22 protein-coding genes are annotated in these 24,107 nt (G+C 41.7%); 4 read left to right on the top strand and 18 right to left on the bottom strand.

Going from position 1 to position 24,107, the window contains the following annotated elements; genetic code table 11:
• Positions 1-575: 575 nt before the first annotated feature.
• Positions 576-1,055, bottom strand: coding sequence for a 23S rRNA (pseudouridine(1915)-N(3))-methyltransferase RlmH (gene rlmH, locus ACTU7M_RS02000; protein WP_443472699.1), 480 nt, complete (start codon positions 1,053-1,055; stop codon positions 576-578).
• An 85-nt stretch (positions 1,056-1,140) separates the two neighbouring features.
• Here rlmH and ACTU7M_RS02005 point away from each other — a divergent pair, with 85 nt between their 5' ends.
• From ACTU7M_RS02005 to ACTU7M_RS02015, 3 genes are all read left to right on the top strand, one after another.
• The gene (locus tag ACTU7M_RS02005) at positions 1,141-2,520 is read left to right on the top strand and encodes a TrkH family potassium uptake protein (RefSeq protein ID WP_443472700.1); all 1,380 of its coding nucleotides are present in this window, start codon (positions 1,141-1,143) and stop codon (positions 2,518-2,520) included.
• Between the two features lie 87 nt (positions 2,521-2,607).
• Entirely contained in the window at positions 2,608-3,999 is a 1,392-nt protein-coding gene (locus ACTU7M_RS02010; RefSeq protein WP_443472701.1) for a TrkH family potassium uptake protein, read from the top strand.
• Positions 4,000-4,011: 12 nt separating this feature from the next.
• The gene (locus ACTU7M_RS02015; protein ID WP_443472702.1) at positions 4,012-4,680 is read left to right on the top strand and encodes a potassium channel family protein; all 669 of its coding nucleotides are present in this window, start codon (positions 4,012-4,014) and stop codon (positions 4,678-4,680) included.
• 439 nt (positions 4,681-5,119) lie between these two features.
• Here ACTU7M_RS02015 and ACTU7M_RS02020 read toward each other — a convergent pair whose 3' ends face one another.
• Positions 5,120-6,565 (bottom strand): TrkH family potassium uptake protein, encoded by a 1,446-nt coding sequence (locus ACTU7M_RS02020; protein ID WP_443472703.1) that lies wholly within the window; start codon positions 6,563-6,565, stop codon positions 5,120-5,122.
• Between the two features lie 12 nt (positions 6,566-6,577).
• Positions 6,578-7,930: a Trk system potassium transporter TrkA gene (gene trkA, locus ACTU7M_RS02025; protein ID WP_443472704.1), complete on the bottom strand. Its 1,353-nt coding sequence runs from the start codon at positions 7,928-7,930 to the stop codon at positions 6,578-6,580.
• A 433-nt stretch (positions 7,931-8,363) separates the two neighbouring features.
• Between trkA and ACTU7M_RS02030 the strand changes: the two genes are divergently transcribed.
• Entirely contained in the window at positions 8,364-8,990 is a 627-nt protein-coding gene (locus tag ACTU7M_RS02030; RefSeq protein ID WP_443472705.1) for a hypothetical protein, read from the top strand.
• Between the two features lie 44 nt (positions 8,991-9,034).
• On the opposite strand, the gene ACTU7M_RS02035 is transcribed toward ACTU7M_RS02030, so the two are convergent.
• The 15 genes from ACTU7M_RS02035 to ACTU7M_RS02105 form a co-directional block, all read right to left on the bottom strand.
• A complete protein-coding gene (locus tag ACTU7M_RS02035) occupies positions 9,035-9,934 on the bottom strand; it encodes an MBL fold metallo-hydrolase (protein WP_443472706.1) in 900 nt (299 codons plus the stop codon).
• Positions 9,935-10,021: 87 nt separating this feature from the next.
• Positions 10,022-10,807: an enoyl-CoA hydratase-related protein gene (locus ACTU7M_RS02040; RefSeq protein WP_443472707.1), complete on the bottom strand. Its 786-nt coding sequence runs from the start codon at positions 10,805-10,807 to the stop codon at positions 10,022-10,024.
• Between the two features lie 33 nt (positions 10,808-10,840).
• Positions 10,841-11,983, bottom strand: a complete 1,143-nt coding sequence (locus ACTU7M_RS02045; protein WP_443472708.1) for an acyl-CoA dehydrogenase family protein — start codon at positions 11,981-11,983, stop codon at positions 10,841-10,843.
• Between the two features lie 26 nt (positions 11,984-12,009).
• Entirely contained in the window at positions 12,010-13,194 is a 1,185-nt protein-coding gene (locus ACTU7M_RS02050; protein WP_443472709.1) for an acetyl-CoA C-acetyltransferase, read from the bottom strand.
• Positions 13,195-13,358: 164 nt separating this feature from the next.
• Complete coding sequence (locus ACTU7M_RS02055; protein ID WP_443472710.1) at positions 13,359-14,264, bottom strand: LysR family transcriptional regulator; 906 nt, start codon at positions 14,262-14,264, stop codon at positions 13,359-13,361.
• A 133-nt stretch (positions 14,265-14,397) separates the two neighbouring features.
• Positions 14,398-14,850 (bottom strand): MaoC family dehydratase, encoded by a 453-nt coding sequence (locus tag ACTU7M_RS02060; protein ID WP_443472711.1) that lies wholly within the window; start codon positions 14,848-14,850, stop codon positions 14,398-14,400.
• A 32-nt stretch (positions 14,851-14,882) separates the two neighbouring features.
• On the bottom strand, positions 14,883-16,061 hold the full coding sequence (locus ACTU7M_RS02065) for an acetyl-CoA C-acetyltransferase (RefSeq protein WP_443472712.1): 1,179 nt from the start codon (positions 16,059-16,061) through the stop codon (positions 14,883-14,885).
• Between the two features lie 17 nt (positions 16,062-16,078).
• Entirely contained in the window at positions 16,079-17,428 is a 1,350-nt protein-coding gene (locus ACTU7M_RS02070) for an acetyl-CoA hydrolase/transferase family protein (RefSeq protein WP_443472713.1), read from the bottom strand.
• Positions 17,429-17,449: 21 nt separating this feature from the next.
• Complete coding sequence (locus tag ACTU7M_RS02075) at positions 17,450-18,442, bottom strand: acrylyl-CoA reductase family protein (protein WP_443472714.1); 993 nt, start codon at positions 18,440-18,442, stop codon at positions 17,450-17,452.
• A gap of 112 nt (positions 18,443-18,554) precedes the next feature.
• Positions 18,555-19,331, bottom strand: a complete 777-nt coding sequence (locus ACTU7M_RS02080; RefSeq protein WP_443472715.1) for an enoyl-CoA hydratase-related protein — start codon at positions 19,329-19,331, stop codon at positions 18,555-18,557.
• A gap of 11 nt (positions 19,332-19,342) precedes the next feature.
• Positions 19,343-20,197 carry a 3-hydroxybutyryl-CoA dehydrogenase gene (locus ACTU7M_RS02085; protein WP_443472716.1) on the bottom strand — a complete coding sequence of 285 codons (855 nt, stop codon included), beginning with the start codon at positions 20,195-20,197 and terminating at the stop codon, positions 19,343-19,345.
• A gap of 49 nt (positions 20,198-20,246) precedes the next feature.
• Positions 20,247-21,452, bottom strand: coding sequence for an acyl-CoA dehydrogenase FadE (gene fadE, locus ACTU7M_RS02090; protein WP_443472717.1), 1,206 nt, complete (start codon positions 21,450-21,452; stop codon positions 20,247-20,249).
• A gap of 413 nt (positions 21,453-21,865) precedes the next feature.
• On the bottom strand, positions 21,866-22,978 hold the full coding sequence (locus ACTU7M_RS02095; protein WP_443472718.1) for a lactate oxidase: 1,113 nt from the start codon (positions 22,976-22,978) through the stop codon (positions 21,866-21,868).
• A 36-nt stretch (positions 22,979-23,014) separates the two neighbouring features.
• Entirely contained in the window at positions 23,015-23,722 is a 708-nt protein-coding gene (locus ACTU7M_RS02100) for an LrgB family protein (RefSeq protein WP_443472719.1), read from the bottom strand.
• Positions 23,715-24,107, bottom strand: a complete 393-nt coding sequence (locus ACTU7M_RS02105) for a CidA/LrgA family protein (RefSeq protein ID WP_443472720.1) — start codon at positions 24,105-24,107, stop codon at positions 23,715-23,717. Before ACTU7M_RS02105 ends, ACTU7M_RS02100 begins: the two co-directional genes overlap by 8 nt.

Below are 24,107 nucleotides of genomic sequence, written 5' to 3' on the forward strand. Positions count from 1 at the left end.
GAACACAACACCGTAGAATTGTATGTTTAAAAGATTTTCTAATCTGAAAATATCATATCACTTGAGCACCGTCAATCGCATTAAGATATAACTAGGTTCTATTATCAAGACGAATTGCATCCATATCTTCCTATATCGACCATTTCCGTGTCAATCTTTGCACAACACCAAATCGGGTTAATTTTGTATCTATATCAATTAACTCTACAGGGATATTCTGTTACCGAGTAAAAACGCCTGCTAATAACGCTAAGGCCTTCTCCAATTCAGTGAGGAGTAGTCTACCTAGTATTATCTCCATGTTATTTCAAGTCATTTCTTGAATATCCCAACCAGCAGCATTTTTTGATTACGCAAAAGTCAGCCCAAAATCGCCGACCTTTGCTTAAACAGCCTCACAACTGCGCAAAGGTCCACCTCCCAAGCCAGACCTTTGCGCGCTAAATGGCTTCTCAACGCAAAGGTCACCCTAAATCGCCTAACCTTTGCGTAAACAGACTGTTCCACCTACTCACGACCGGTTAGTGGTGCTCTATAAGGCATCGCCCAACCTAAATCATGAGTAATTTTTGTGTCTATTTATGATACGGCTCCCCTTTAATAATCCGAAACGCTCGATAAACCTGCTCCACTAAAACCAACCGCATCAGCTGATGTGGGAACGTCAACTTCCCAAACGAGATCTCCTCATTGGCGCGTTTGAGCACTTGCTTGCTTAATCCCAGCGAACCGCCGATAATGAAAGTGATATCACTTTTACCGGTGATGCCGAGGTTTTCAATTTTTTTAGCGAAATCAACGGAATCGTATTGTTTGCCGTTAATGGCCAGGGCGAAAACATAGCTTTGATCGCTGACTTTGGCGAGGATGCGTTCGCCTTCTTTGTCCTTGATCATTTCCATTTCTTTGTCACTCAAATTTTCGGGTGCTTTTTCGTCGTTGACCTCGATGATTTCGAGTTTACAGTAGCTGCCCAGACGTTTGACATACTCGGCGATGCCTTGCTTCAAATATTTTTCCTTTAACTTTCCAACTGTTATAATTTTGATATTCATATGATTACGCCCCTTTTTTAAATTCATCTTCATGTTAGAGAACTTTGGGCGTTCGTGCAATACCAAATCGAAAGGAGTGAAGGCTTTGCGCAATTGGATGGATGGTTGGCACACCTCTTTAAAAATTAGTGTCAGTTTTCTGGTCATGATTTTAATCGGTTTTATTTTCCTGATTCTACCTTTCAGCCAGGCTCCCGGTTCGGAAGCGACCTTGTTTGACCACTTTTTCCATGCCGTTTCACTCGTTACCGTGACGGGACTGGTTATTCATCCAGTCGCCCATACCTATTCCCTCTTCGGCCAGATTGTTTCATTAATATTGATGCAGGTGGGCGGGCTGGGACTCATGACCATCGTGGCCAGCGCCATTGCTTTTATGGGCAAAAAAATGAATCTGAGGGACAAAATGGTCGTGCAGGCCAGCATCAACCGCGAAGATGCGACGGATTTCAGATCATTCATGCGTTTGATTTTAAGGTACGTTTTTGTTTTCGAAGGTATTGGCTTTATCTTGTTATCATTCCGTTTCGTACCTGATTTTGGTTGGGGAAAAGGCTTGTTTACCGCTTTGTACCTAGCGGTTTCAGGATTTACAAACGGTGGATTTGATACGTTAGGTGCGGTGTCACTTACTGCGTATGTCCATGACCCCTTGGTTAATATTGTCATAGCCCTATTGATTTTCCTCGGTGGGATTGGTTTCCATGTTTGGTTTGACGTTTCCCAACTCATTCGCAAATGGCCACAACGAAGCCGACGCAAGAGTTTGCGTTATTTTTTCCAGGAACTCACCCTCCATTCCCGATTGGCTTTATCGGTCAGTTTATATTTGATTGTCTCGGGGACCCTTACTTTTTTGTTGGTGGAATTCAATAACCCGGATACCATCGGCAATTTTACGACCGGACAAAAATTATTGGCCAGCTTTTTCCAAACGATCACGATGCGGACAGCCGGTATGACTACAATCGATTTTACTGAAGTCCATTCCTTTACGCTGTTCTCATTTATACTTTCGATGTTTGTGGGTGGTTCGCCCGGGAGTACGGCTGGTGGAATCAAAACCACGACGTTTGCGATGGTTGTTTTATTGATCATCAATGAGAGCAAGGGGCAAAAGAACGTTAATATCTGGAACTATACTTTGCCTGTTAATCTGGTTCGAAACGCAGTGGTGATTTTCCTGATTTTCCTGGCGACGTTTATCGCCGGAACGGGCTTGTTGTCGTTATTGAATCCCGAAGTTAATTTCATCTTATTGATGTTTGAATCGGTTTCGGCTATTACAACGGTTGGGATGTCGGCGCGACTGACGCCGACTTTGGGCGTTATCAGCCGGATTATTTTGATGCTGATGATGTTCATTGGGCGGATTGGGCCGATCACGATGGCTGAAACGTTGGCACGTAAGGATAAAGAAACAAAAAACATCCAATTTACCGATGGAAAAATCATTTTAGGGTGAAATCTGCACAAATAAATAATTGCTATCTTTTTTCATTTTTTCGTATTAAAATACGTCTATCCTAAAACATTTTCAGAAAGAAAGGGAATGTTCATTTTGCTAAATAGAATGGAAAGCTGGACCGCCTCACAAAAAATTGCCTCCAGTTTTGCGACCGTGATATTCATTGGTTCGCTTTTACTATCTTTACCAATCAGTCAACTCCCGACCTCAAACGCTACTTATATAGATAATCTTTTCTCAGCTGTTTCGATGGTATGTGTGACGGGGTTGTTTACCGAGTCCATAGCGGATTCATATACGCTATTTGGGCAAATCGTTTCGATGATACTTATTCAAATCGGCGGGTTGGGACTGATGACCTTGATTGCTTACTTCATCACCCAAATTTCCAAACACAGAATTGGTTTCCGGAATAAACTTGCTGTCCAGGAGGGAATCAACCGCGGAGATGGGAAGGATTTCCGGACCTACATCGGCACCATCATCAAATATACAGCCGTTATCGAAGGAACAGGCATGCTTTTGCTTAGTTTATATTTTGTACCGGAATTTGGCTGGGCAAAAGGTTTGTTTACCTCCATGTTCCTGGCAATTTCCGCCTTTTGTAACGCGGGCTTTGACACGATGGGAAATATAAGTTTAATCGAATATGTTCACAACCCTCTCATTAACCTGGTTATTGCTGCCTTAGTTATTTTGGGCGGAATCGGGTTCTCGGTTTGGTTTGACGTTTCCAACATGGTCCATGCTTCCGTCAAAATGAAGCAAACACCGTCATTGATGCGTCGCCTACGTTCTTTAACCCTTCATACGCGTCTCGCCATTGCGATGACGGTGGTCCTCCTTGTGGGTGGAACATTTATGTTTCTCCTTCTGGAATATTCAAACGACGCCACTATCGGCACTTTTTCTTTCGGGGAAAAAGTACTGGCGAGTTTCTTCCATACAATGACGATGCGGACTGCGGGTTTTGCAACTATTGATTACACAACCATCACCCCTATTTCCATGTTCATGAGTGTGATTACTATGTTCATTGGCGGTTCGCCTGGAGGGACGGCTGGTGGGATGAAAACAACCACATTCGCGATTGTCTTGTTGATGATTTATAATGAAATCAGAGGGCAAAATAATGTGAATGTGTTCAATCACACAATTCCACAAAATGTGGTGCGACAATCACTTACGATTTTTATTGCTATGTCAGCTACGTTGGCACTGGGGACAAGTTTGTTATTAATGTTTAATCCGGACGTGAACCCATTGTATTTATTGTTCGAAGCTGTTTCGGCATTAGCGACTGTGGGTGTGTCAGCTAACCTCACCGTTACTTTGGAAATACCAAGTCAGTTTGTTATCATGTTTCTTATGTTTGCAGGCCGAATTGGTCCTATCACGTTAGTGGATAGTTTGGTTAGAAAAAATAGAATGGTTAAAGACATTGCCTATACAAAAGGCAACATTATCATTGGTTAGGAGAGTCACGTTATGAGTAAATTAATCGGCATCCTGGGACTGGGTATCTTTGGATCCACCATCGCCAAAACCTTGGCTGAGTTCGGTAGTGATGTTATTGCCATTGACATGGATCAGGATAATGTAAATCGCGTTGAACCTTATATTACTAAAGGGGTAGTCGGGGATTTCACTGATCTAGAACTATTGCGAACAATCGGTTTGGAAGACTGTGACGCGGTTGTTATCGCAACGGGAACCTATTTGGAAGCAAGTGTGCTGGGTGTTTTGAACTGCAAGAAATTGGGGATCAAACGTATCATTGCCAAAGCGAAAAACAAGAATTACCGTGAAGTATTGGAAGAAATTGGCTCGACCGTCGTGATTCAACCGGAAAAAGAAGCCGGTATTCGCGTGGCGAAAAACCTGTTACGGACGAATATTGAAGATATTGTGCGTCTGGATGAGTCAACATCGGTGGTGGAATTCTATCCACCAGAGCGTTGGCTAGGTAAAACTTTAATCCAGTTAGACCTACGTCGTAAATACGATATCAATATCATTGGCATGCGCCGTACTAAAAATGGCAAATTACTCGTTTCTTTTGATCCCAATGAACCCATTACTGAAGATTTTGTTTTAGTGGGGATTACGGAATCCGACAAGTTCGAACAAGTCGATTACTTGAATCAATTAAATTAATCATGTTGAAAAGCAGTTGGGAACTTATAAAGTTCTTAACTGCTTTTTATTTTGTGCATAACTGTTCAGTTTTCCACCTCTCCCCACAAGTTATGCACAGAAGTTATGCACATGTACACACGTTCGCTACTATATTTAGGAACTATTTTTGATTTCAATCAAGATGTTGTTTTCTGAAAATATCACTCTCCCATGATAAAAAATAGTTATGCCCAGACAACTTTCACAATCTTCAGGTTGTTTAATCAACGTTTGATACCGTTATTTCACAAGTCGAGTGGAGTTGTCAACATCGTTTGTGGAAAACTGTGGATAACTTTTTATCTTATAAACACCCGAATAACCGGCTTTCAAAAGGTTACTCACATGCTATTTATACTTTTCCTCCTATTTATCCACAAAAAAAGAAAAAAGACACTCGTGAGAGCATCTTTTTCCACTATTTTTTCCATGTCCGTGGAGCGAATAGAATTAAGATCGGAAATATCTCCAATCTGCCGGCCAACATACTGAAGGAGAGAATAATTTTAGATAAATCATTCAATTCCGCAAAACTATGCGCGGGGCCCACTACTCCCAATGCCGGGCCAATATTATTGAAAGTGGCGGCAACCGCACTAAATCCCGATAGGAAATCCGGTGCGTCCAACGTTATCAATACAAGGATCCCGGCAAAAAGGAGGAAATAAATGACAAGGTAATTTGCAACACTATGCTTCGTATTTTTGTTTAATGATTTTTTATCATACAAGACTGTCACTATGCGGCTCGGATTGGCCATTCGTTTAATTTCCGCTACAAATATTTTTGCGTAAACAACGACACGTGACACCTTCAACCCACCAGCAGTGGAACCCGCACAGGCTCCCACAAACATCAACAGCAACAAAATCATCTGGGAAAACAGAGGCCATTGACCAAAATCAGCTGTTGAAAACCCGGTAGTCGTAATAATGGAAGAAACAGTGAAGAATACATCCCGAATGAGTTTTAAGATAGAATCATAGGTACTTAACAAATTGAGAGAAATTAAGCCGATTGCCCCAATGACAATCCAGATATACCACTTCAATTCTTCACTTTGCCATACTTGTTTGAACTTCCCGATTAAAAAGAGATAAATAAGATTGAAATTTATCCCAAAGACCAACATCCCGAAGCCGATTACCCATTCGAAGTAAGGTGTTTCGTAAGGCGCAATACTCCCATTTCGAATCCCAAATCCTCCTGTACCAGCCACACCAAATGCATGGAGCAAGGAATCAAAGAAGCTCATGCCCCCGATATACAGGAGTAGCACGACAACCGCCGTCATAGCTAGGTAGATAATATAGAGTAGCCGGGCAGATGTAGATAATTTGGAAACCAGCTTTCCGAAGGTAGGACCTGGTGTTTCTGCCTTCATGATATTGACGGATTGGGAATCGATTTTTGGAAGGATAGCCAGGGCAAATACCAAAATCCCCATCCCACCGACCAGATGGGTAAAGCTGCGCCAGAACAAACTGGAATAGGCAAGTACTTCCACATCCGTTAGAATACTGGAACCCGTCGTAGTAAAGCCACTGCTCGTTTCAAAAAAGGCATCCACCAAGGATGGAATATCCCCGTTAATGACAAAGGGCAGTCCACCAAAAAAAGAAAACAGAATCCAGGACAATGCGACAATAACAAACCCTTCCCGGGCTGTCAGCCTTGTGTTGGTTGGCATTTTAAACGCCAATAATTGTCCCATAACCAACAAGAAAATAATAACCGCGAAGAAGCTCATTTTATAAATGGATGCTTCTTTATAAATAAAGCTCACAATCAATGGAAGAATCAAGAGAAGCGCTTCGACTTGCAATAATCGTCCAACTACATAACGAACAATTTGTTTATTCAAACTGGCATCCCCCTATTTTAAAATATCATCAATATCATCGAAATATTTTTCTTTGGTGATGATAATGACCTGATCCGAAGGTTGAATGCTATCTTGTCCTGTCGGGATGATTAATTTACGGTTACGGATAATATAGGCAACCAACAGGTTTTCCTTGGTCGCAAGTTTTTCCAAAGGAATGCCAACTGCCTTACTACCGCTTTTGACTTTGAACTGAATGGCTTCTACTTCGTTGTTGGCGAGACGATACAACGCCTCGACATCCGACACCGACGTATTGCCTAAGCTACGCACAAAGCGCAGAATGGAGTTGGCGATGACGCGCTTGGGCGTGATGATGGACTCCATTCCTAATGAATCAAAAATTTTCAACAAAATCTCCCGGTTTACCTTGGTAACGACTTTATCAACATTTTGTTGTAGGGCATAGAGGGAGGCAATAATATTCTCCTCATCTACCCCGGTCAAACTGATAAAAGCACTATAATTTTCAATGCCTTCTTGTTTCAGGACATCTTGATCCGTACCGTCACCGAGAATGATTTCCACATCGGGATAGCTCGCGCTTAAGTCTTCCGCGATTTCTCGATTTCGTTCAATGACTTTTATGGCCATATGGTGGTCTTTGAGCACATCCAACAGATAATACGTTAAACGTCCGCCCCCAATAATTAAAACAGACTGAACGTCTCTTGTTTTACGGCGAATCTTTTTATAGAACTTACGAATGGTGGCTTTATTTCCCAAAACAAATATATGATCACCGATACGAATTGTATTTTGACCGGATGGGATAAACGTCTCGTCCTTACGACGAATGGTACAAACAAGAACATCACCATATCGCGTTCTAAAATCATTCAAGGACATATTTGCCATAGGGCTGTCATTTCGAACCTCTAATTCAATCAATTCAACCTGGTCTTTAGCAAACGACTGGATGCTCAATATATTTGGAAATTTAATAATTCTGGCAATGCTTCGGGCTGATTCCATTTCCGGGTTAATCATCAGATTCACTCCGAGACTTTCACGGAAAGAATCAAAATGTCTGGAATATTCTGGATTACGAACACGTGCAATGGTATATTTAGCACCTAATTTCTGGGCCAAGATACACGCCATAATGTTTACTTCATCTTGCGGTGTAACTGCAATAAAAATATTGCTATTCTCAACACCTGCTTCTTTTTGAATATCGATGCTCGCCCCATTTCCGACAATACCGGAAATATCAACTTGGTTAATAAGTTGTTCAAGACGCATTTCGTTTTTTTCAATGATGATAATATCATTTTCGTCAGTCGCAAGTTCCGCGCATAGGACGGAACCGACTTTACCGCCACCTGCGATGATAATCTTCATGCCAATCTTCCTCTCCAATCACACAATATGTGTATTATGACATAACCATGGCACGTTTTTCATCTATTTTAATAAGAAAAATGGTTTGTTTATTTCTTGAATTTGGTTATTAAACCATTTGAGTGTTAATTTTTTCTTGAAATGGTTTAATTAACCATTATTAAACCATTTGACCGCAATTTTTTCCTTGAAATGGTTTTATTAATCATTATTAAACCATTTGGATCTAAATCCATCGACTAAATGGTTTAATTACTCATAATGGGTTGTTTCATGAGATTACACGACTGACTGTTCAATTTTGGGATCTGAGATGACGTAATTCAGAAAATAGCTTATAATAAAGTTGTAAGCGATTCCATTAATGAAAGGTAGGTTTAGATCAGGATGCCAAATATCTCGTTCATTCGTTTTCTCAATAGGAGGGAAAGTTATGCAAACATACTTATTATTGACTGCACTTATTGGAATTTCTATTTCCGGGGGCACTTTATCGGGTGGTTCAATGGAACGTATCAGCGCCATGGCATACCTGACCGAGCCCCCTTTAGTTGAAGAAGTTATTGTAATCGAAGAATCTTATTTACCTGAAGAAGATATATATATAGAAGAGTCTGAAGCGGAAGTCGAAGCAGTGATTGAAGCGGAACCTGAAGAAGAAAGTGTTGCGGAAATTATTGAGGAAAGTGTCGAGGTTGTTGAAGAAGTTGTTTCAACTGAAATAGTTGTCGAAGAGGAATCAGAATCGGAGGAACCTGTAACATTTAACCAGACCGATCAAAGCGATGTGGCGGAAGTGGAATCCGTTCAACCTGAAATTTCTGAAGAAGAATCGGTTGAAGATCAAGAGACACTCGGATTAGCAGCTATCATTGCTGCTTATGGGTTAACGGACTATGACTTCTTTATGGTCTCCTCTCCATCCTACAATGTTTACCAGTATGACTTTTATGCTGACTCCCCTGATGGCACTCATGTCAATCTCATCGGTATCTATCGATATGATGCAACTGAACAAACTACCTTACACATGAACCTTATAACAGGGGTATGGGAGTAGAAATAACTGTACCGGCTCAAAATTTGAGCCGGTATTTTTTGATATTAAACAATCCTATGGGTCTTATCCTGTTTTCCGGTCATCGGAATAACCGATTCCTGCGAGCATGGCATGGCGGATTGAATCGCCTTGCCGTCTTTGGTATAGGTGATAACCCGGTAAAATGGATCATGATAAAATATAAAGGCATACTCATTAGCAAGTGCTTCTTCCATCCACTTTTTCTTCGCCGCAATGGAATCCATTGGGTAATCGTCGACGCCACCAACCCAAAGCGGATTCGTTTGGACAGATGTGATTAAAAGGTCGGCCATATGTAAGAGTGTTTTGTCCTGTTGTTCAAAACGAATCAGGGAATGACCACGGCTATGGCCACCAGTATGAATCATGGTGATGCCCGGAGCCACTTCCAACCTTTCACCAAACGTTTGGACTTGATGTTGAATCGGTTCCCAGTTTTCCTTTAAGTAGGCGTTACGTGTCCGATCTGATGGGTTCCTGACGTCATCCCATTCTTTTTCTTGCACATAAATGATGGCATTCGGATAGGTAGAATGGAGCTTCCCTTCTTCCAAGAAAGTCAGGCCGCCTGCATGATCGTTGTGCATATGCGTCATCATGACTACATCAATATCTTCACGCGTTAAATCAAGGGTGCTCAGACTCGACGCTATATTTCCTATCCTTTGAATGCCGTTATTCCGTTTTGCTTTTTCGTCCATCTTGTCCGGTCCCAGACTTGCATCAATCAGGTAATTTTTTCCGTGATACTGAACTAAAATGGGATCCGTTTTTGCTGGAATACGATTTTGTTCATCTGAAGGATAGTACCGACTCCAAACAGCCTTTGGAACGGGTCCAAATATAATTCCCCCATCACTTAACATCGTCGTCCCATCCAGCCAAGTAAAAACCATGTCATGAAATGTATAGGTGTCCGCCATCTTTTCACTCCTTCTCTTCTATGCATTATATAATAAAAGCCATACAGCCACATTCAAAAAATGAATGACGGACCGTACGGCTTTAAATTATTGTCTTTTAAATGAAGCAGCACGTTTTTCAATGAAAGCTTGCATGCCTTCTTTTTGGTCCTGCGTACTGAAGAGGAAACTAAAGGCATTCTCTTCCAACGTCAACGCGTCGCTAACGGGCATTTCATAACTGGTATTAACCGTACGTTTGGCATTTTCGACGGCAAGTGGTGCGTTACGAACAATATCAGATGCCATCAAACGCGCCTCGTCCAACAAGTTTTCCGGTTCAACGACACGGTTGAAAAGCCCGACACGGAGTGCTTCGTCCGCTTTGATGGTCCGCCCGGTAAAGATATATTCCTTCGCTCGGGATAAACCGACAATACGACTGAGACGTTTTGTCGATCCAAATCCGGGAATTACCCCGATTTTCACTTCCGGCTGTCCCACACGGGCATTGGTAGAAGCAATGCGAATATCGCAAGCGAGTGCCAATTCTAAACCACCGCCGAGCGCGAAACCATTGATAGCTGCTATCACAGGCTGACGCAAATCAGCGATTTTAGAGAAAACAGTATTCCCCAATGTCGAAAACGTATGTGCTTCGATTGTATTTTTCGCCAGCATTTCGTTAATGTCTGCTCCAGCTACGAATGATTTATCCCCCGCTCCCGTGATAATTAAAACACGAATCGCCTCACTACGTGCGATGCTATCAAGAGCCCGTGCTAATTCGGTTAGTACTTCTGTATTTAAGGTATTAAGCGATTGGGGACGATTGATCGTCAATAAGCCAATCCCTTTTTCTACTTTTAATAAGAGGGTATTAAACTTCTCCATGAGCTCTCTCCTTACTTGCATCCATTAAGGCGACTAATACTCCTTTTGTCCTTCAAGCCATGGTTTTGTGATCATCCTTCTTTGAGAATCAGATGAACCACCATAGATAGCCGTCACCTTCGCATCGCGGGTATATCTTTCGATTTCACTATCTTTCATGTAGCCATAGCCACCCGTGAGCTGGATGATTGATTCGGTCGCTTCAACCGCAACATTGGCGGTCAGGAGTTTTGCCATTGCAACTTCGATTGAATTTTGTGTATCTTCCTTAATAACCATCCTCACAAATGCTTCCGATGAATAGATACTCGTTTTTATGTCCGCCATTTTTTGTTGGGTGGATTGGTTATCGATAAGTCGATTGCCGAATTTACGAACCAGGCTCATATAATCCAATCCTTTTTCAAAGGTTCCTTGTGAAATACCAACTGCCTGCATAGCTACTGACAATTTCATCAGATTCATCGTAAATTCCACTTGAGCTGATCCGTTTAGGGTATCTCCGAGTAATGAATCACGTGAAACCCTTACGTTTTCGAGCGTAACGGAAGCTACGGGTAAAGATTTTATCCCCATTTTAGCCATTGGTTCTGAAATCTTTACCCCATTTGCTTTAGAATCAATCAAGAAAATACCAAGTTCCTCCGTACCGTCACTTTGTTTACATTTAGCAGTGATAAACAATAGATCTGCGATTGGTGCGTTGGATATGTATTTCTTGACGCCATCAATAACCCAGCCGTTTTCTGTTTCTGTAGCTGTGGTATGAATATAAAAGGAATCGCCTCTTTCATTCTCCTCCGTCAGACCAAATCCTCCGTAAAGTTCACCGTTAACCAAACCCGTTAAGTACTTCTTTTTTTGTCCCTCTGTTCCGAATTGCGCGATGGGCGTGACAGCATAAAATCCCTGCGTCAACAAGATACTTGCTAAGGCCGCAAATTTCTTGGATACAATTCGGATGGTTTCAAAAAAAGCTGATAAATCTTCAGCGGAATTTGAAGTAAGCAATGAGAAATAACCATTTTGGAAGAAATAACGCATTTCTTCGTGCGGAAATTCATCCGTTTCATCATAATGACGCGCAATGGGAGCCAGTGTCTGGTTTGCATACTCTTCCACGGCTTCTATAAATGGTTGGGATTTTGAATGGTCTGAGGGCATCGAAAAAGTCATCAAGTTGCACCTTCCTTTTATTTTAATTAGTCACGTTTAAGAATCAACGCGTTACCTTGTCCGCCACCGATACACAATGTCGCAAGACCAGTCTTCGCATCACGTTTCATCATTTCGTGTAATAGCGTCGTGATAATACGCGTTCCACTGGCTCCAATTGGGTGACCTAGAGAAATAGCTCCACCATTTACGTTAACGATATCCGTATTCAAGCCTAGTTCTTGGTTCACACAGATTGCTTCTGATGCGAATGCTTCGTTTGATTCAATCAAATCTAGATCAGCAACAGTTAAGCCGGCTTTTTCAAGCGCTTTTTTGGAAGCAGGGATTGGACCTGTTCCCATAATTTGGGGATCTACACCCGCACTTGCGTATGAAGCGATTGTAGCCAATGGTTTGATTCCTAATTCTTCTGCTTTGTCTTTAGACATCAAGATCATGATTGCTGCTGCATCGTTGATTGTTGATGCGTTACCAGCTGTGACTGTACCGCCATCTTTCTTAAAGGCTGGACGAAGTTTTTGTAAACCTTCTAAAGTTGCACCAAAACGTGGGCCTTCGTCTTGGGTTACCATGATTGGCTCACCTTTACGTTGTGGTACGGCAATTGGAACAATCTCGTCATCGAATTTACCTGCTTTGATGGCAGCTTCGGCACGCAATTGGCTTTCCAATGCAAATGCATCTTGGTCTTCACGTGAAATATCAAATTTTTCAGCAATGTTTTCTGCCGTGATACCCATATGGTAATCATAAAAAGCATCCCATAGACCGTCATTAACCAAAGTGTCGATAACTTGACCATTTCCCATACGGCCACCCCAACGGTAGTCATTCATGACGAATGGCGATTGGCTCATGTTTTCAGTTCCCCCAACAGCAACGATGTCGTTATCGCCCGCTACGATGGATTGAACACCTAACATGACAGTCTTAACGCCTGATCCACATACTTGGTTGATCGTGAATGAAGGCACTTCTTTCGGAACGCCTGCATGCATGGATACTTGACGCGCCACGTTTTGCCCTAAGCCTGCACTCAGTACATTTCCGATGATGATTTCATCAAATTTCGCTGGATCCAGGCCGATGCGCTCATAAGATTCTTTTAGAACTTTAGCTCCTAAATCTACGGCTGAGACATTCTTAAACGCGCCACCAAATTTACCCATTGGTGAACGTAGTGCTGAAACAATTACTACTTCTTTCATAAAAAAAATTCCTCCTGATATACTTCAATTGATAAAGATTTTTATATTCGTCTGACTGAACATTACTCCTATTATATAAACCATGAAACGTGAATGAAACGATAAGGTTTTGAAATCGCTTTGTAATATATTATCCCATCTATAAGTCAGCATTATAACCCTGGCTAGTTATCAATCGGTTGGTAAAAATGATTGATGATATCACTGAAGACGAAGTTTTCGACAGAACTATACTTATCCTTAAAAGGTCTGCATAAATGGAAATTAAACGGGATAAAGTCACGAAAATGCTTCACTTTAATAATTTCGCCAGGGAAGAATTTTTCTACCGGACGTGGCAGCACCGAGACAATATCTTTATTACGGGTCGCTTCAATCAAGTAGTCCCACGATGAAGAAGTAAACTGCAATTGGTCCTGAATGCCATAATTCTCCAATTTTTGTGTCACCAATTGATTCGTCATAAAAGTCGAATTAAAGGTGGCAATTGGATAGCCTTTTAAATCAGACCATTCGAGTTTACCTTTTTGAGCGAGGGCATTATTCGGATCCATAAAAGCAGCCATCTCGTCAATTTGAATAACATGTTGTTCATAATTTTTCGTATCCAGACTCGTTGGTTCTATTAAGATTGCAATGTCAATTTCACCATTTATCAACTTTTTCCGCAAATCATTGCTCCCGTTTTCGATAATTTCCAAATGAACATTGGGGTTATCAAGAACCAGGCTTGGGAAATAGTCGGAAAAATAGACACGCAAAATCAAGGAAGGCAGACCGATACGAATTGTACCTTTTTGTTTCAACCCTTCAACACGCACGATTTCCTGCATCTCTTCATGCTGTTTGACAATCTGCAAGGCGTATTGATAAATAATTTCGCCGGCTCTTGTGAGACTGTGAAGGCGTCCTTGTTTCCGATTGAAAAGTAGTACGTCTTTTTCATATTCAAAATTTGAGATAAATTGACTAAGCGCGGGTTGGCTGATATGAATTTTCCTCGCTGCTAGCGATAAGTTGTAATCGCATTCAACGATGTTAATAAAGTAATACAGTTGTTGAATATCCATTCTTATCATGCCTTTTCTAAGTTTTCGTTTATTAGTTCTATCTTACCTAAGTTCAGCTTATAAAGCCATTATTTTTGACCGAACAATTTATTATGTGCGATTAACAAAATATTGCTATTCTATCTATAACTTATTATTGTTGAGGTCGGACGAACCCCAGTATTTTATTTTGCATGACCATGCGTATTTCTCCGTCTTGGTTTTTGGTTGTTGTTTCGATGGTTAAAATGCCTTGCTCCGGTTTGGAACGGGACATTTTAATATCTAAAATTTCCGTTCTGATTTGGAGAATATCTCCCGGCCGGGTTGGGCTTGGCCACTCCAGCTTCACTTCGACGCCGACAAGGTCAAACCCAAAAGGATTTGATTCGACTTGCAGTTTCATCATAATGCCGGCGGTCAACCACCCACTTGAAGCTAAACCTTTAAAAAAAGAATCTTTTGCTTTCTCAGCATCCAGATGAAAATGTTGTGGATCATACTGTTTGGCAAAAGTAATGATTTCTTCTTCCGTAACCTCATAAGTGTCGGAGACATAATAGTCCCCGACCTCACATTCACCGAGCCAAACATCTGTGTCTTTCATATTTGTATACACCCCAGTGTCCTTAACTTGTTTTAGCGTTTGACGATCACTGATACGCCTTGGCCGCCACCAACACAAAGTGTTGCCAGACCTGTTTTACTGTCACGTTTTTGCATTTCGTGAACCAACGTCACCAGAATTCTTGCGCCACTGGCACCAACTGGGTGACCAAGTGCAATCGCCCCGCCGTTCACGTTCGTGATGGAACGGTCAAAGCCTAATTCATTGATGACACTCAATGCTTGCGCTCCAAATGCTTCGTTTGCTTCAATCAGTTCTAAATCCCTAACTGTCATATTTGCTTTTTTCAAAGCTTTTTGAGTGGAAGGAATCGGACCTGTTCCCATAATACGTGGGTCTACGCCACCGATACCATAAGAAGCAATCGTAGCTAGCACTTCCAAGCCCATCGCTTCTGCTTTTTCACGAGTCATCAAGATTAAAGCTGCTGCGCCATCATTGATTCCTGAAGCGTTACCGGCTGTGACAGTACCGTCTTTTTTGAAAGCTGGTCTTAGTTTTGCCAAAGTCTCAGCAGTCGTACCAAATTTAGGGAATTCATCTGTGTCAATGACAATGGGATCCCCTTTTCTTTGTGGGATTGAAATAGGAACAATCTCGTCTTTAAAGCGACCGGATGTGATTGCAGCTTCAGCGCGATTTTGACTTTCAAGTGCCAATTGGTCTTGTTCTTCACGTGTAATCCCATATTTTTCAGCAATGTTTTCTGCCGTCACGCCCATGTGGTAATCATGGAACGCATCATGGAGACCGTCATGCAACATGGTATCGATAATTTCGCCATTACCCATGCGGCCACCGAAGCGATAGTTGGGAAGAATGTATGGCGCACGGGACATATTTTCTGCCCCGCCAACGACAACGACATCACTATCACCCAGCAATACGGATTGCGCCCCACTGACTACTGCCCTTAACCCAGAACCGCAGAGAATATTGACGCTTGTTGCGTGTGCTTCTTGGGGGATTCCGGCATTAATTAATACTTGGCGGGCCACATTCCCTTTATTCCCTGCACTGTAAACATTACCGAATACTACTTCTTTGACTTCTTTAGGATCCAGATTGATGGATGCCATCGCTGCTTTAACAGCAGCAGTACCTAACTCAACCGCAGTAACGTTCTTAAAAACGCCACCGAAACTTCCTATAGCCGTACGTTTCGCTGCAACTATAACAACTTCAGTCATTTTTTTACTTCCTTTTCTTAGTTTAATTGAAACGCGCGTTTATTTGAACGTCTCCAAATTCCCATTTGTTCCGCTTCTTTGATTAGATCTTCTCTAAATTCTGGATGAGCAAGGGAGATAATATCTTCGGCACGTTCCCAAGTTGATTTTCCTTTTAGGTTGACGATGCCGTACTCCGTTACGATGTTTGATACAAGCGAACGTGGTACCGTTACGATTGAACCTTGTGTTAGGAAGTTTTTGATACGTGAGTGACGCACTCCTGACTTATCTACATAAGAAGATGTCATTGCAATGTAGGATTTCCCACCATTTGATTCGTAAGAACCAATTGTAAAGTCTCCTTGACCACCGGTACCGGAAATTTGACGTGTGCCGATTGACTCCGAACTTACTTGTCCATATAAATCGATTTCCATACAGTTATTGATACCAACCATATTTTCTTGTTGTCTGATTACCATTGGGTCATTTACGTAGTCCACGCTATAAGCTGCAGCAGCCGGATTATTATTTAAGAATTCATATGTTTTATTCGTTCCCATTGCAAAGGTATAAACAATTTTCCCTTTATCCAATTGCTTCATGTTTCCAGTTAAACAACCTGCTTCGTACATATCCACAAAAGCATCCACAAACATTTCTGTATGCACGCCTAAATCTTTCAAGTCAGATTTAGCAATAAGCGAACCTACAGCGTTTGGCATCCCACCAATACCCAATTGAATACAAGAGCCGTTCTTGATTTCTGGAATGATCAAGTTTGCGATCATTTCATCTTCTTTCGTTGGTTTTGCATTCGGTATTTGCGGAATTGCCCAGTTCGCCTCTACGATATAGTCAATTTCAGAAATATGAACGTTTTCATTGTTTCCACCCATAACACGTGGAAGGTTTGGGTTTACTTCTAGAATAACGATTTTTGCTTTTTCTACAATCGCACGGCTGGATGCCACGGAAGTACTGAAGTTGAAGTAACCATATTCATCCATAGGTGTTACTGCCAGGATTGCTACGTCTACATCCAGGTAGTTTTTGTAGTAGCCTGGTTTTTCATGGTAAAAAATCGGAATAAAGAAAGCAGAGCCTTGATCTTGTAATTTACGGTCGTAACCACTGTAGTGGAAATTATTGTAGGTAAATACTTCTTGGTGTGGGTCAGCATTCACGACTGCCAAAGGTGTCGTTCTTGTCGTTGCACGAATTTTTACATCTTGCAGCTCGTCTTTACGTTTTGCTAATGCTTCGTCTACTAATTGTGTTTGGCAAACAAACTGGCCGTAATCAACCCAATCTCCCGATTTAACAACTTTAGCTGCCTGGTCGGCAGTGACAAGCTTTTGCCTGTACTCATTTACAAATTGCATATTATCACCCTTCTAACACGATTATTTTATTTTGATGATGGTTCTTCCAATATGTGCGCCTGCCTTGATTTTTGTAGCGGTTTCCGACACTTCATCAAGTGCTATTTCGTTATAGTGCAATTCCTCTGTAACATTCCATTCATTCGCTAATTTATTCCACAGAAATTGACGTTCTTTCATGTCCGTACTTACTGAATTAATGCCCAATAAATTAACGCCTCGTAAAATAAACGGTAAAACGGTTGTATTAAGTTTGATGCCGCCAGCGTTCCCACTGATTGCGACACTTCCGTATTCGTCAACTTTAGATAAAATATCTGCTGTTAAATCGCCACCTACTGCATCCACTACATATTTGAATTCGCGACGGTTTAAGGGACGACCATTCGATGTTACTTCGTTAATATCCCAAATTTTGGTGGCACCGAATGCTTTTGCTTTTTCTGCTTGGTAATCTTTACGGATGGTTGCTGTGATATTTTTGTAACCGAGCTTTCTTAAAATCTGTGCCGCAACACTTCCGACACCACCGGTTGCACCAGTTATCAAAATTTCAGGCTGTTCTTCTACGCGCATCCCGTTCTTTTCCAAAGCGGCAATAGAAAGAGCTGCAGTAAATCCTGCTGTACCGTACATCATCGCTTCTTTAGTCGATAAATTCTCTGGTAATTTCACAACCCATTCACTTGGTACGCGGGCAACTTCACTAAAGCCACCTGTATGTTCCGTTCCAAGTTTATAACCTGTAACCAAGACGCGGTCGCCGGGTTTGAAACTCGGGTCTTCTGATGAAATAATTGTTCCTGCCAAGTCAATTCCCGGTATCATCGGGTAGGTGCGAATAACGCCACCCTTTGTTTCCATTCCCAACATATCTTTGTAGTTGATGGAAGAATACTCTACTGCAATCAATGTATTTCCTTCACCTAAAAATGATTCGGTTACTTCTTCGATCTGATGGGTCACAACATTATTTTCGTTTGCTCTAACAACATAACTTTTAAATGGTTCCAATGTGGTAATCCCTCCTTGATAGCTCTCATTGATACAGTCAAAGGCGTTGCGTCAGCGATATGCAACGCCTTTTAACTTTTATTGGTGTCTGTAGGTTTCAATCACTATTTCTTTATTTAAAATCTGCGGCACGTTTCTCCAGGAAAGCGGTCATGCCTTCTTCTTGATCGGCGTTTGAGAATAGCGTGCCAAAATTTGCGGCTTCATAAGCCAACGCATTTTCTAAAGGAATATCATAGCCACGGTCCATCGTCTTCTTAGCCATTTGGACACCGGCTGCTGATTTACTTAACATTTTTGAAACAAATTTTTCAACTTCTTCGATTAATGTTTCTGGTTCAACCACTTTGTTGATAATCCCTAAGCGATAAGCTTCTTCAGCGTTAATTGTCTCGGCTGCGAAAACAAGTTGTTTCGCTCTCCCAAGTCCGATCAAGCGTGCCAAGCGTTGTGTTCCACCGTAACCGGGCATAATACCAAGCCCAACTTCGGGTAGACCCAGTTTCGCATTTGTTGAAGCAAAACGAATGTCGCAAGCCAATGCCAATTCCATTCCCCCACCTAGTGCAAAACCGTTTACTGCGGCAATCACTGGTTGTGGGAGCTGACTCAGTTTAGAGAAAATTGCATTCCCGAATTCAGATTGTTTGGCTGCACCAACACTATCCAGTTTTTGCAATTCGGTAATGTCTGCTCCAGCAGCAAATGCTTTTTCCCCTGAACCTGTAACGATGACAGCTTTTACTGCCGTGTTGTTTTGAATCATGTCAATGGCTTTATCAAGCTCCGTTAACACTTGTTGATTCAGGGCATTCAGTGCTTTAGGACGGTTTAACGTAATATACGCAAGGGAGTCTTTCACTTCGTAAATAATTGATTCAAATGTCATCATTATTCTCCTTATTTCGTGTAGTCGTAGAAACCTTTACCTGTCTTACGTCCTAATTGTCCAGCTTGAACATATTTTGCCAATAATGGTGCTGGACGGTATTTTGTGTCTTTAAATTCAGTGTATAGTGTGTTCATAACTGCCAACACAACATCCAAACCGATGTAGTCAGCAAGGGCAATCGGTCCCATTGGGTGATTTGCACCCAATTTCATTGCTTCATCAATTTCTTCTGCTGAAGAAATGCCTTCGCTTAGGACAAAAATAGCTTCGTTGATCATTGGTATCAAAATACGGTTCACTACGAAACCAGCCGAATCTTTAACCACAACAACTGTTTTGTTAAGTTTTTCGCCTACTGTACGCATTGCTTCAAGTGTTTCTTCTGATGTCAGCAAGCCCATGTTCACTTCAATCAGCTTCATGACTGGAACTGGGTTGAAGAAGTGGAGTCCGACAACTTTTTCAGGACGGCTTGTTGCAGCGCCGATTGAAGTAATTGAGATAGAAGACGTGTTTGATGCTAGGATTGTATCTTCTGATGTCAGTTCATCAAGTTTTTTGAAAATATCAAATTTAATTGTTGGGTTTTCAGTTGCAGCTTCAACGACAAGTTGGCAGTTTTTTGCGTCTTCATAGCTTGTGGAAGCAGTGATACGACCTAAAACTTCAGCCTTTTCACTTTCAGTCATCTTTTCTTTTTTAACAAGACGGTCAAGGTTTTTGTCGATGTTTGCCATCCCTTTACTGACGAACTCATCTTTAATGTCATTCAAGTAAACGTCATATCCAGCTTGAGCAAAAACTTGTGCAATCCCATTGCCCATTTGACCGGCACCGATAACCATTACGTTCTTAATTTCCATCTATTTCACTACTTTCGTATTCATTATGTATTAAGGGGAAAGAGGCGTATTAGAACGCCCCTACTCCTGTGATTGCACGACCTACGATCAATGCGTTGATTTCGTGTGTACCTTCGTATGTATAAACCGCTTCAGCATCCAAGAAGAAACGAATAACGTCTGCTTCAAGCGTAATACCATTTCCACCACAGATTTCACGTCCCAATGCTACGTTTTCACGCATATTTAGTGAGTTGTGCATTTTAGCCAATGCAGAGTTGGTCATCAATGGTGCGCCTTCTTCTTGCAATTTAGAAATTTGTACGGAGTATCCCAAGTTAGCTACGAAGTTAGATTGCATACGAACCAATTTTTCTTGAACAAGTTGGAAGCTTGCCAATTTTTTACCGAATTGTTCACGTTGTGTCACATATTTGTGAGCAGCGATGAATGATCCCGCAGAAACACCCATTGCCAAATGTGCGATGTCTGCACGTGTGAATGTTAGGATCTCATTTACAGATTTGAAGCCTTCGATGTTTGGTAGGCGATCTGCTTCAGAAACTTCAACGTTTTCTAATGTGATGTGTCCGTTATGGATCATACGTAGCGAACCTTTTTGTTGGATAACGTCTACATTCAATCCTTGTGCACCTTTACGAACGATAAAGCATTTGATCTTGTTGTCTTCTGTGTCACGAGCAAAGATTGGAATAATATCTGCTGTATCAGATCCACCGATCCAACGTTTTTCACCATTCAAGATCCATTTGTCGCCATCGCGTTTAGCTGAAGTTGCCAAACCACCTGCGATATCAGATCCGTGATCAGGTTCTGTCAGACCAAAACATCCTTGGTATTCGAATGAACGTAGTTTTGGAACGATTTCATTGATTTGTTCTTCTGAACCACCAACCAAAATTGTGTTTAAGCACAAACCACCGTGTACGGTGAAGAATGTTGCAACTGATGCGTCAAAACGTGCCAATTCTAGGTATAGGAACATATTGAATAATTCAGTTGTTTTTAGGCGATTTTCGCGACCTTCGAATAGACGGTCGTCGTTCATGAAGTTAACATCGTTTACAACTTTGTAGAATTCATCAAAAGGAAATGTTCCTTTTTCGTAATATTCATTTACAACAGGTCTCAAGTGTTTTTCCAATGCAACGCGTAATTCACTAAGTACAGCAATTTCTCCTTCTGTTAAGTCGTGTGAATAACCTAATAAGTCCTCTGGGTAAAGTTCCTTAAGTGTTTGAATTTTTGTTGTCATGCTGATTCATTCCTTCCAAGTTTTTAATTTTTTTAGGTTTAAATATTTCCTTTTTCGGAAATCGCTTTCAACCTTTTCTGTAACTTCAGTTTAGAACCAGAAAGCCTTTTCAACAACTTACTTAAAATTACGCTGAGTATAAGCTGAACTTATAATGTTGATACTAAAGTGTTTTCAGGGGTTTTTCATAAGTGCCGTTTTAATGAAATTCATTGTTTTTTAATCTAATTTTCTCTTGCCATCTGTTGAAAACGGCTATTTAAATGGTTTTGAGCGCTTAAAAATTGTATAAGTAAAACTTAGACGATGTATTTTTGAAGCTCGATCAGTAACACAGCGGTTAATGATTAGAACCGGTTATACAAAAAGAGAGACTCGGGAGTTTCCCGAGTCTCTCTTTTTGAATGTTTGATTTATTTTATATCTACTAAACGTGCTTTTTTAACATCTTCGATGGTTTGTGTCCCGGCTAACTGCATCACACGTTTTAAGTCTCGTTCGAAATATTCGAGAACGGATTGAACACCTTTCCAACCACCCAATGCCAAGCCATAAAGAACAGGACGTCCCAATGCCACAATGTCTGCCCCGCTTGCTAGCGCCTTGAAGATATGCTCTCCACGACGTACACCACTGTCGAATACAATCGGAACACGACCGGCTACCGCTTTGGAAATTTCTTCCAATGTTGCAAATGATCCTGGTGCCCCATCCAATTGGCGACCGCCGTGATTGGATACCCAGATACCGGCTGCACCAGCCCCAATTGCAAGCAAGGCATCTTCAGCAGACTGTACGCCTTTCACAAATACTGGCAATCCCGAATACTCAGAAATGAATTTCACGTCAGCTGGCGCAATTTTTTGCTTGGATTGTGCGTAGATATTGTTCAGGGACATATTTTTACCTGTACCGGTTAAGTAACGCGAAACAATCGGCATACCGAATGGGTAAACGAATTTATTGCGTTCGTCTCTATGGCGATTTCCGCTCAAGGTTGCATCTGCAGTTAAAATGATTGCAGTTGCGCCATCTGCTTTAGCTTCATCCAGGATATTTTTGTTCAACTCGTCGTCTTTACTCATGTAAATTTGGAACCAACGCGGACTGCCTTTCAACCCCTCTTCTATTTCATGGAAGGAGGCACCGGAGTATGCACTGATGGACATGATTGTGCCGAATTCGGAAACACCTTTTGCGGTTCCGGCTTCTTTTGTTTCGTGGGCCAGACCATGCGCTGCGATTGGAGCCATGATGAACGGAACTTTAATGTCATGACCAAAGATTGATGTCGCTGTATCGGGATTTTCCACATCCGCCATTACGCGGGGAACGATTCCTTTTTTATTCCAAACCTCATTGTTTTGACGTAAGGTAAATTCATCTCCCGAAGCTCCGGAGATATAATCGAACCCGCCTTTAGGTACGATTTCGCGTGCTGCATCCTCTAGTTCGTAAGCGTTGATGACCTCGATTGCTTTGATTTCAGTTGGTGCGCCATAGTGATTTGTTTCTACTGTTGCCATATATTTCCACTTTCCCTTCTTTATTTTATATTATTTTTAACCAAAGAATAGTTGTGTGATGGGCTGCGTCAGTGGCGCCAGCATCACGACGACAATACCTGTAACGACGATGGAAAGTCCGGACATTGCGCCTTGGACCTCGCCCATTTCGATTGCTTTTGTCGTTCCCATGGCGTGGGAGGAACTTCCCAACGCCACGCCCTGTGCTACAGGATCGTCAATTTTGAATAGTTTGAAAACGGTTGGTCCGACTACTGCTCCGATGACGCCGGTAAAGACAACGACGGCGACGGTCAGCGAGACGATTCCACCGAGTGATTCCGAAACCCCAACTGCAATGGCGGTGGTGATGGATTTTGGAACCAGGGTTGCGACCATTTCTTTATCGAAACGGAATAGGAAGCCAAATAGGTAAATCATGATAGTATGCAGGACTACGCCGGAGAAAATTCCCGTCAAGATTGCTGAGTAGTATTGTTTAAGGTAAACAAAGTTTTTTTCAAGCTTGATCGCCAAAGCTACCGTTGCTGGCGTTACAAACAGGGAAAGGAATTGTCCCCCGGTATTGTAAGTTTCAAGCGGCGTGTTCGTAACGAGTAAGATCAGAATCACCATGATGATTGCGAATACCAGCGGTGTGAATAAAGGATTCGGCCATTTTTTGTTTAATTTGGCTGCCATTAGATACAGTCCGACAGTTAAGGTAATCCACAGCAAGGGACTGGAAATTAATTTATCAAGCATGTGTTTCACCTCTTTCTTTCGCTACGAAACCCTTTTCAACTTTGGCTTTGACAAATTGAACGATTTTGCCAACGAAGGCCATCATCAAAACGGTTGTGATTGCCATGATGATTAATAGTTGCCACCAAGTGTTAGCTAGTACGCCAAAGTTAGCCATTAAGCCCACCCCCGCTGGAACAAAGAATATGCCCATATTGTCAGTGAGCCACGTTCCGATTTCATCGACTTGCTCAAGTCGTAATACTTTCGTATGGAGGGCGACGAATAACAGAACCATACCGATTACACTACCTGGAATAGCGATGAATGAAGAAATGGTGGCGGATACAATTTCGCCCAGGTACGAAAATAAGAAGATCCAGAATAACTGTTTATAAATTTTCAA

The sequence above is a fragment of the Jeotgalibaca sp. A122 genome (genome assembly GCF_052266715.1).
GTDB lineage: Bacteria > Bacillota > Bacilli > Lactobacillales > Aerococcaceae > Jeotgalibaca.

Bases quoted from the DNA above. Each gene is read 5' to 3' on its own strand.
- rlmH (WP_443472699.1), bottom strand. From the start codon at position 1,055: ATGAATATCAAAATTATAACAGTTGGAAAGTTAAAGGAAAAATATTTG.
- ACTU7M_RS02010 (WP_443472701.1), top strand. From the start codon at position 2,608: ATGTTCATTTTGCTAAATAGAATGGAAAGCTGGACCGCCTCACAAAAA.
- ACTU7M_RS02015 (WP_443472702.1), top strand. From the start codon at position 4,012: ATGAGTAAATTAATCGGCATCCTGGGACTGGGTATCTTTGGATCCACC.
- trkA (WP_443472704.1), bottom strand. From the start codon at position 7,930: ATGAAGATTATCATCGCAGGTGGCGGTAAAGTCGGTTCCGTCCTATGC.
- ACTU7M_RS02030 (WP_443472705.1), top strand. From the start codon at position 8,364: ATGCAAACATACTTATTATTGACTGCACTTATTGGAATTTCTATTTCC.
- ACTU7M_RS02035 (WP_443472706.1), bottom strand. From the start codon at position 9,934: ATGGCGGACACCTATACATTTCATGACATGGTTTTTACTTGGCTGGAT.
- ACTU7M_RS02040 (WP_443472707.1), bottom strand. From the start codon at position 10,807: ATGGAGAAGTTTAATACCCTCTTATTAAAAGTAGAAAAAGGGATTGGC.
- ACTU7M_RS02045 (WP_443472708.1), bottom strand. From the start codon at position 11,983: ATGACTTTTTCGATGCCCTCAGACCATTCAAAATCCCAACCATTTATA.
- ACTU7M_RS02050 (WP_443472709.1), bottom strand. From the start codon at position 13,194: ATGAAAGAAGTAGTAATTGTTTCAGCACTACGTTCACCAATGGGTAAA.
- ACTU7M_RS02055 (WP_443472710.1), bottom strand. From the start codon at position 14,264: ATGGATATTCAACAACTGTATTACTTTATTAACATCGTTGAATGCGAT.
- ACTU7M_RS02060 (WP_443472711.1), bottom strand. From the start codon at position 14,850: ATGAAAGACACAGATGTTTGGCTCGGTGAATGTGAGGTCGGGGACTAT.
- ACTU7M_RS02065 (WP_443472712.1), bottom strand. From the start codon at position 16,061: ATGACTGAAGTTGTTATAGTTGCAGCGAAACGTACGGCTATAGGAAGT.
- ACTU7M_RS02070 (WP_443472713.1), bottom strand. From the start codon at position 17,428: ATGCAATTTGTAAATGAGTACAGGCAAAAGCTTGTCACTGCCGACCAG.
- ACTU7M_RS02080 (WP_443472715.1), bottom strand. From the start codon at position 19,331: ATGACATTTGAATCAATTATTTACGAAGTGAAAGACTCCCTTGCGTAT.
- ACTU7M_RS02085 (WP_443472716.1), bottom strand. From the start codon at position 20,197: ATGGAAATTAAGAACGTAATGGTTATCGGTGCCGGTCAAATGGGCAAT.
- fadE (WP_443472717.1), bottom strand. From the start codon at position 21,452: ATGACAACAAAAATTCAAACACTTAAGGAACTTTACCCAGAGGACTTA.
- ACTU7M_RS02095 (WP_443472718.1), bottom strand. From the start codon at position 22,978: ATGGCAACAGTAGAAACAAATCACTATGGCGCACCAACTGAAATCAAA.
- ACTU7M_RS02100 (WP_443472719.1), bottom strand. From the start codon at position 23,722: ATGCTTGATAAATTAATTTCCAGTCCCTTGCTGTGGATTACCTTAACT.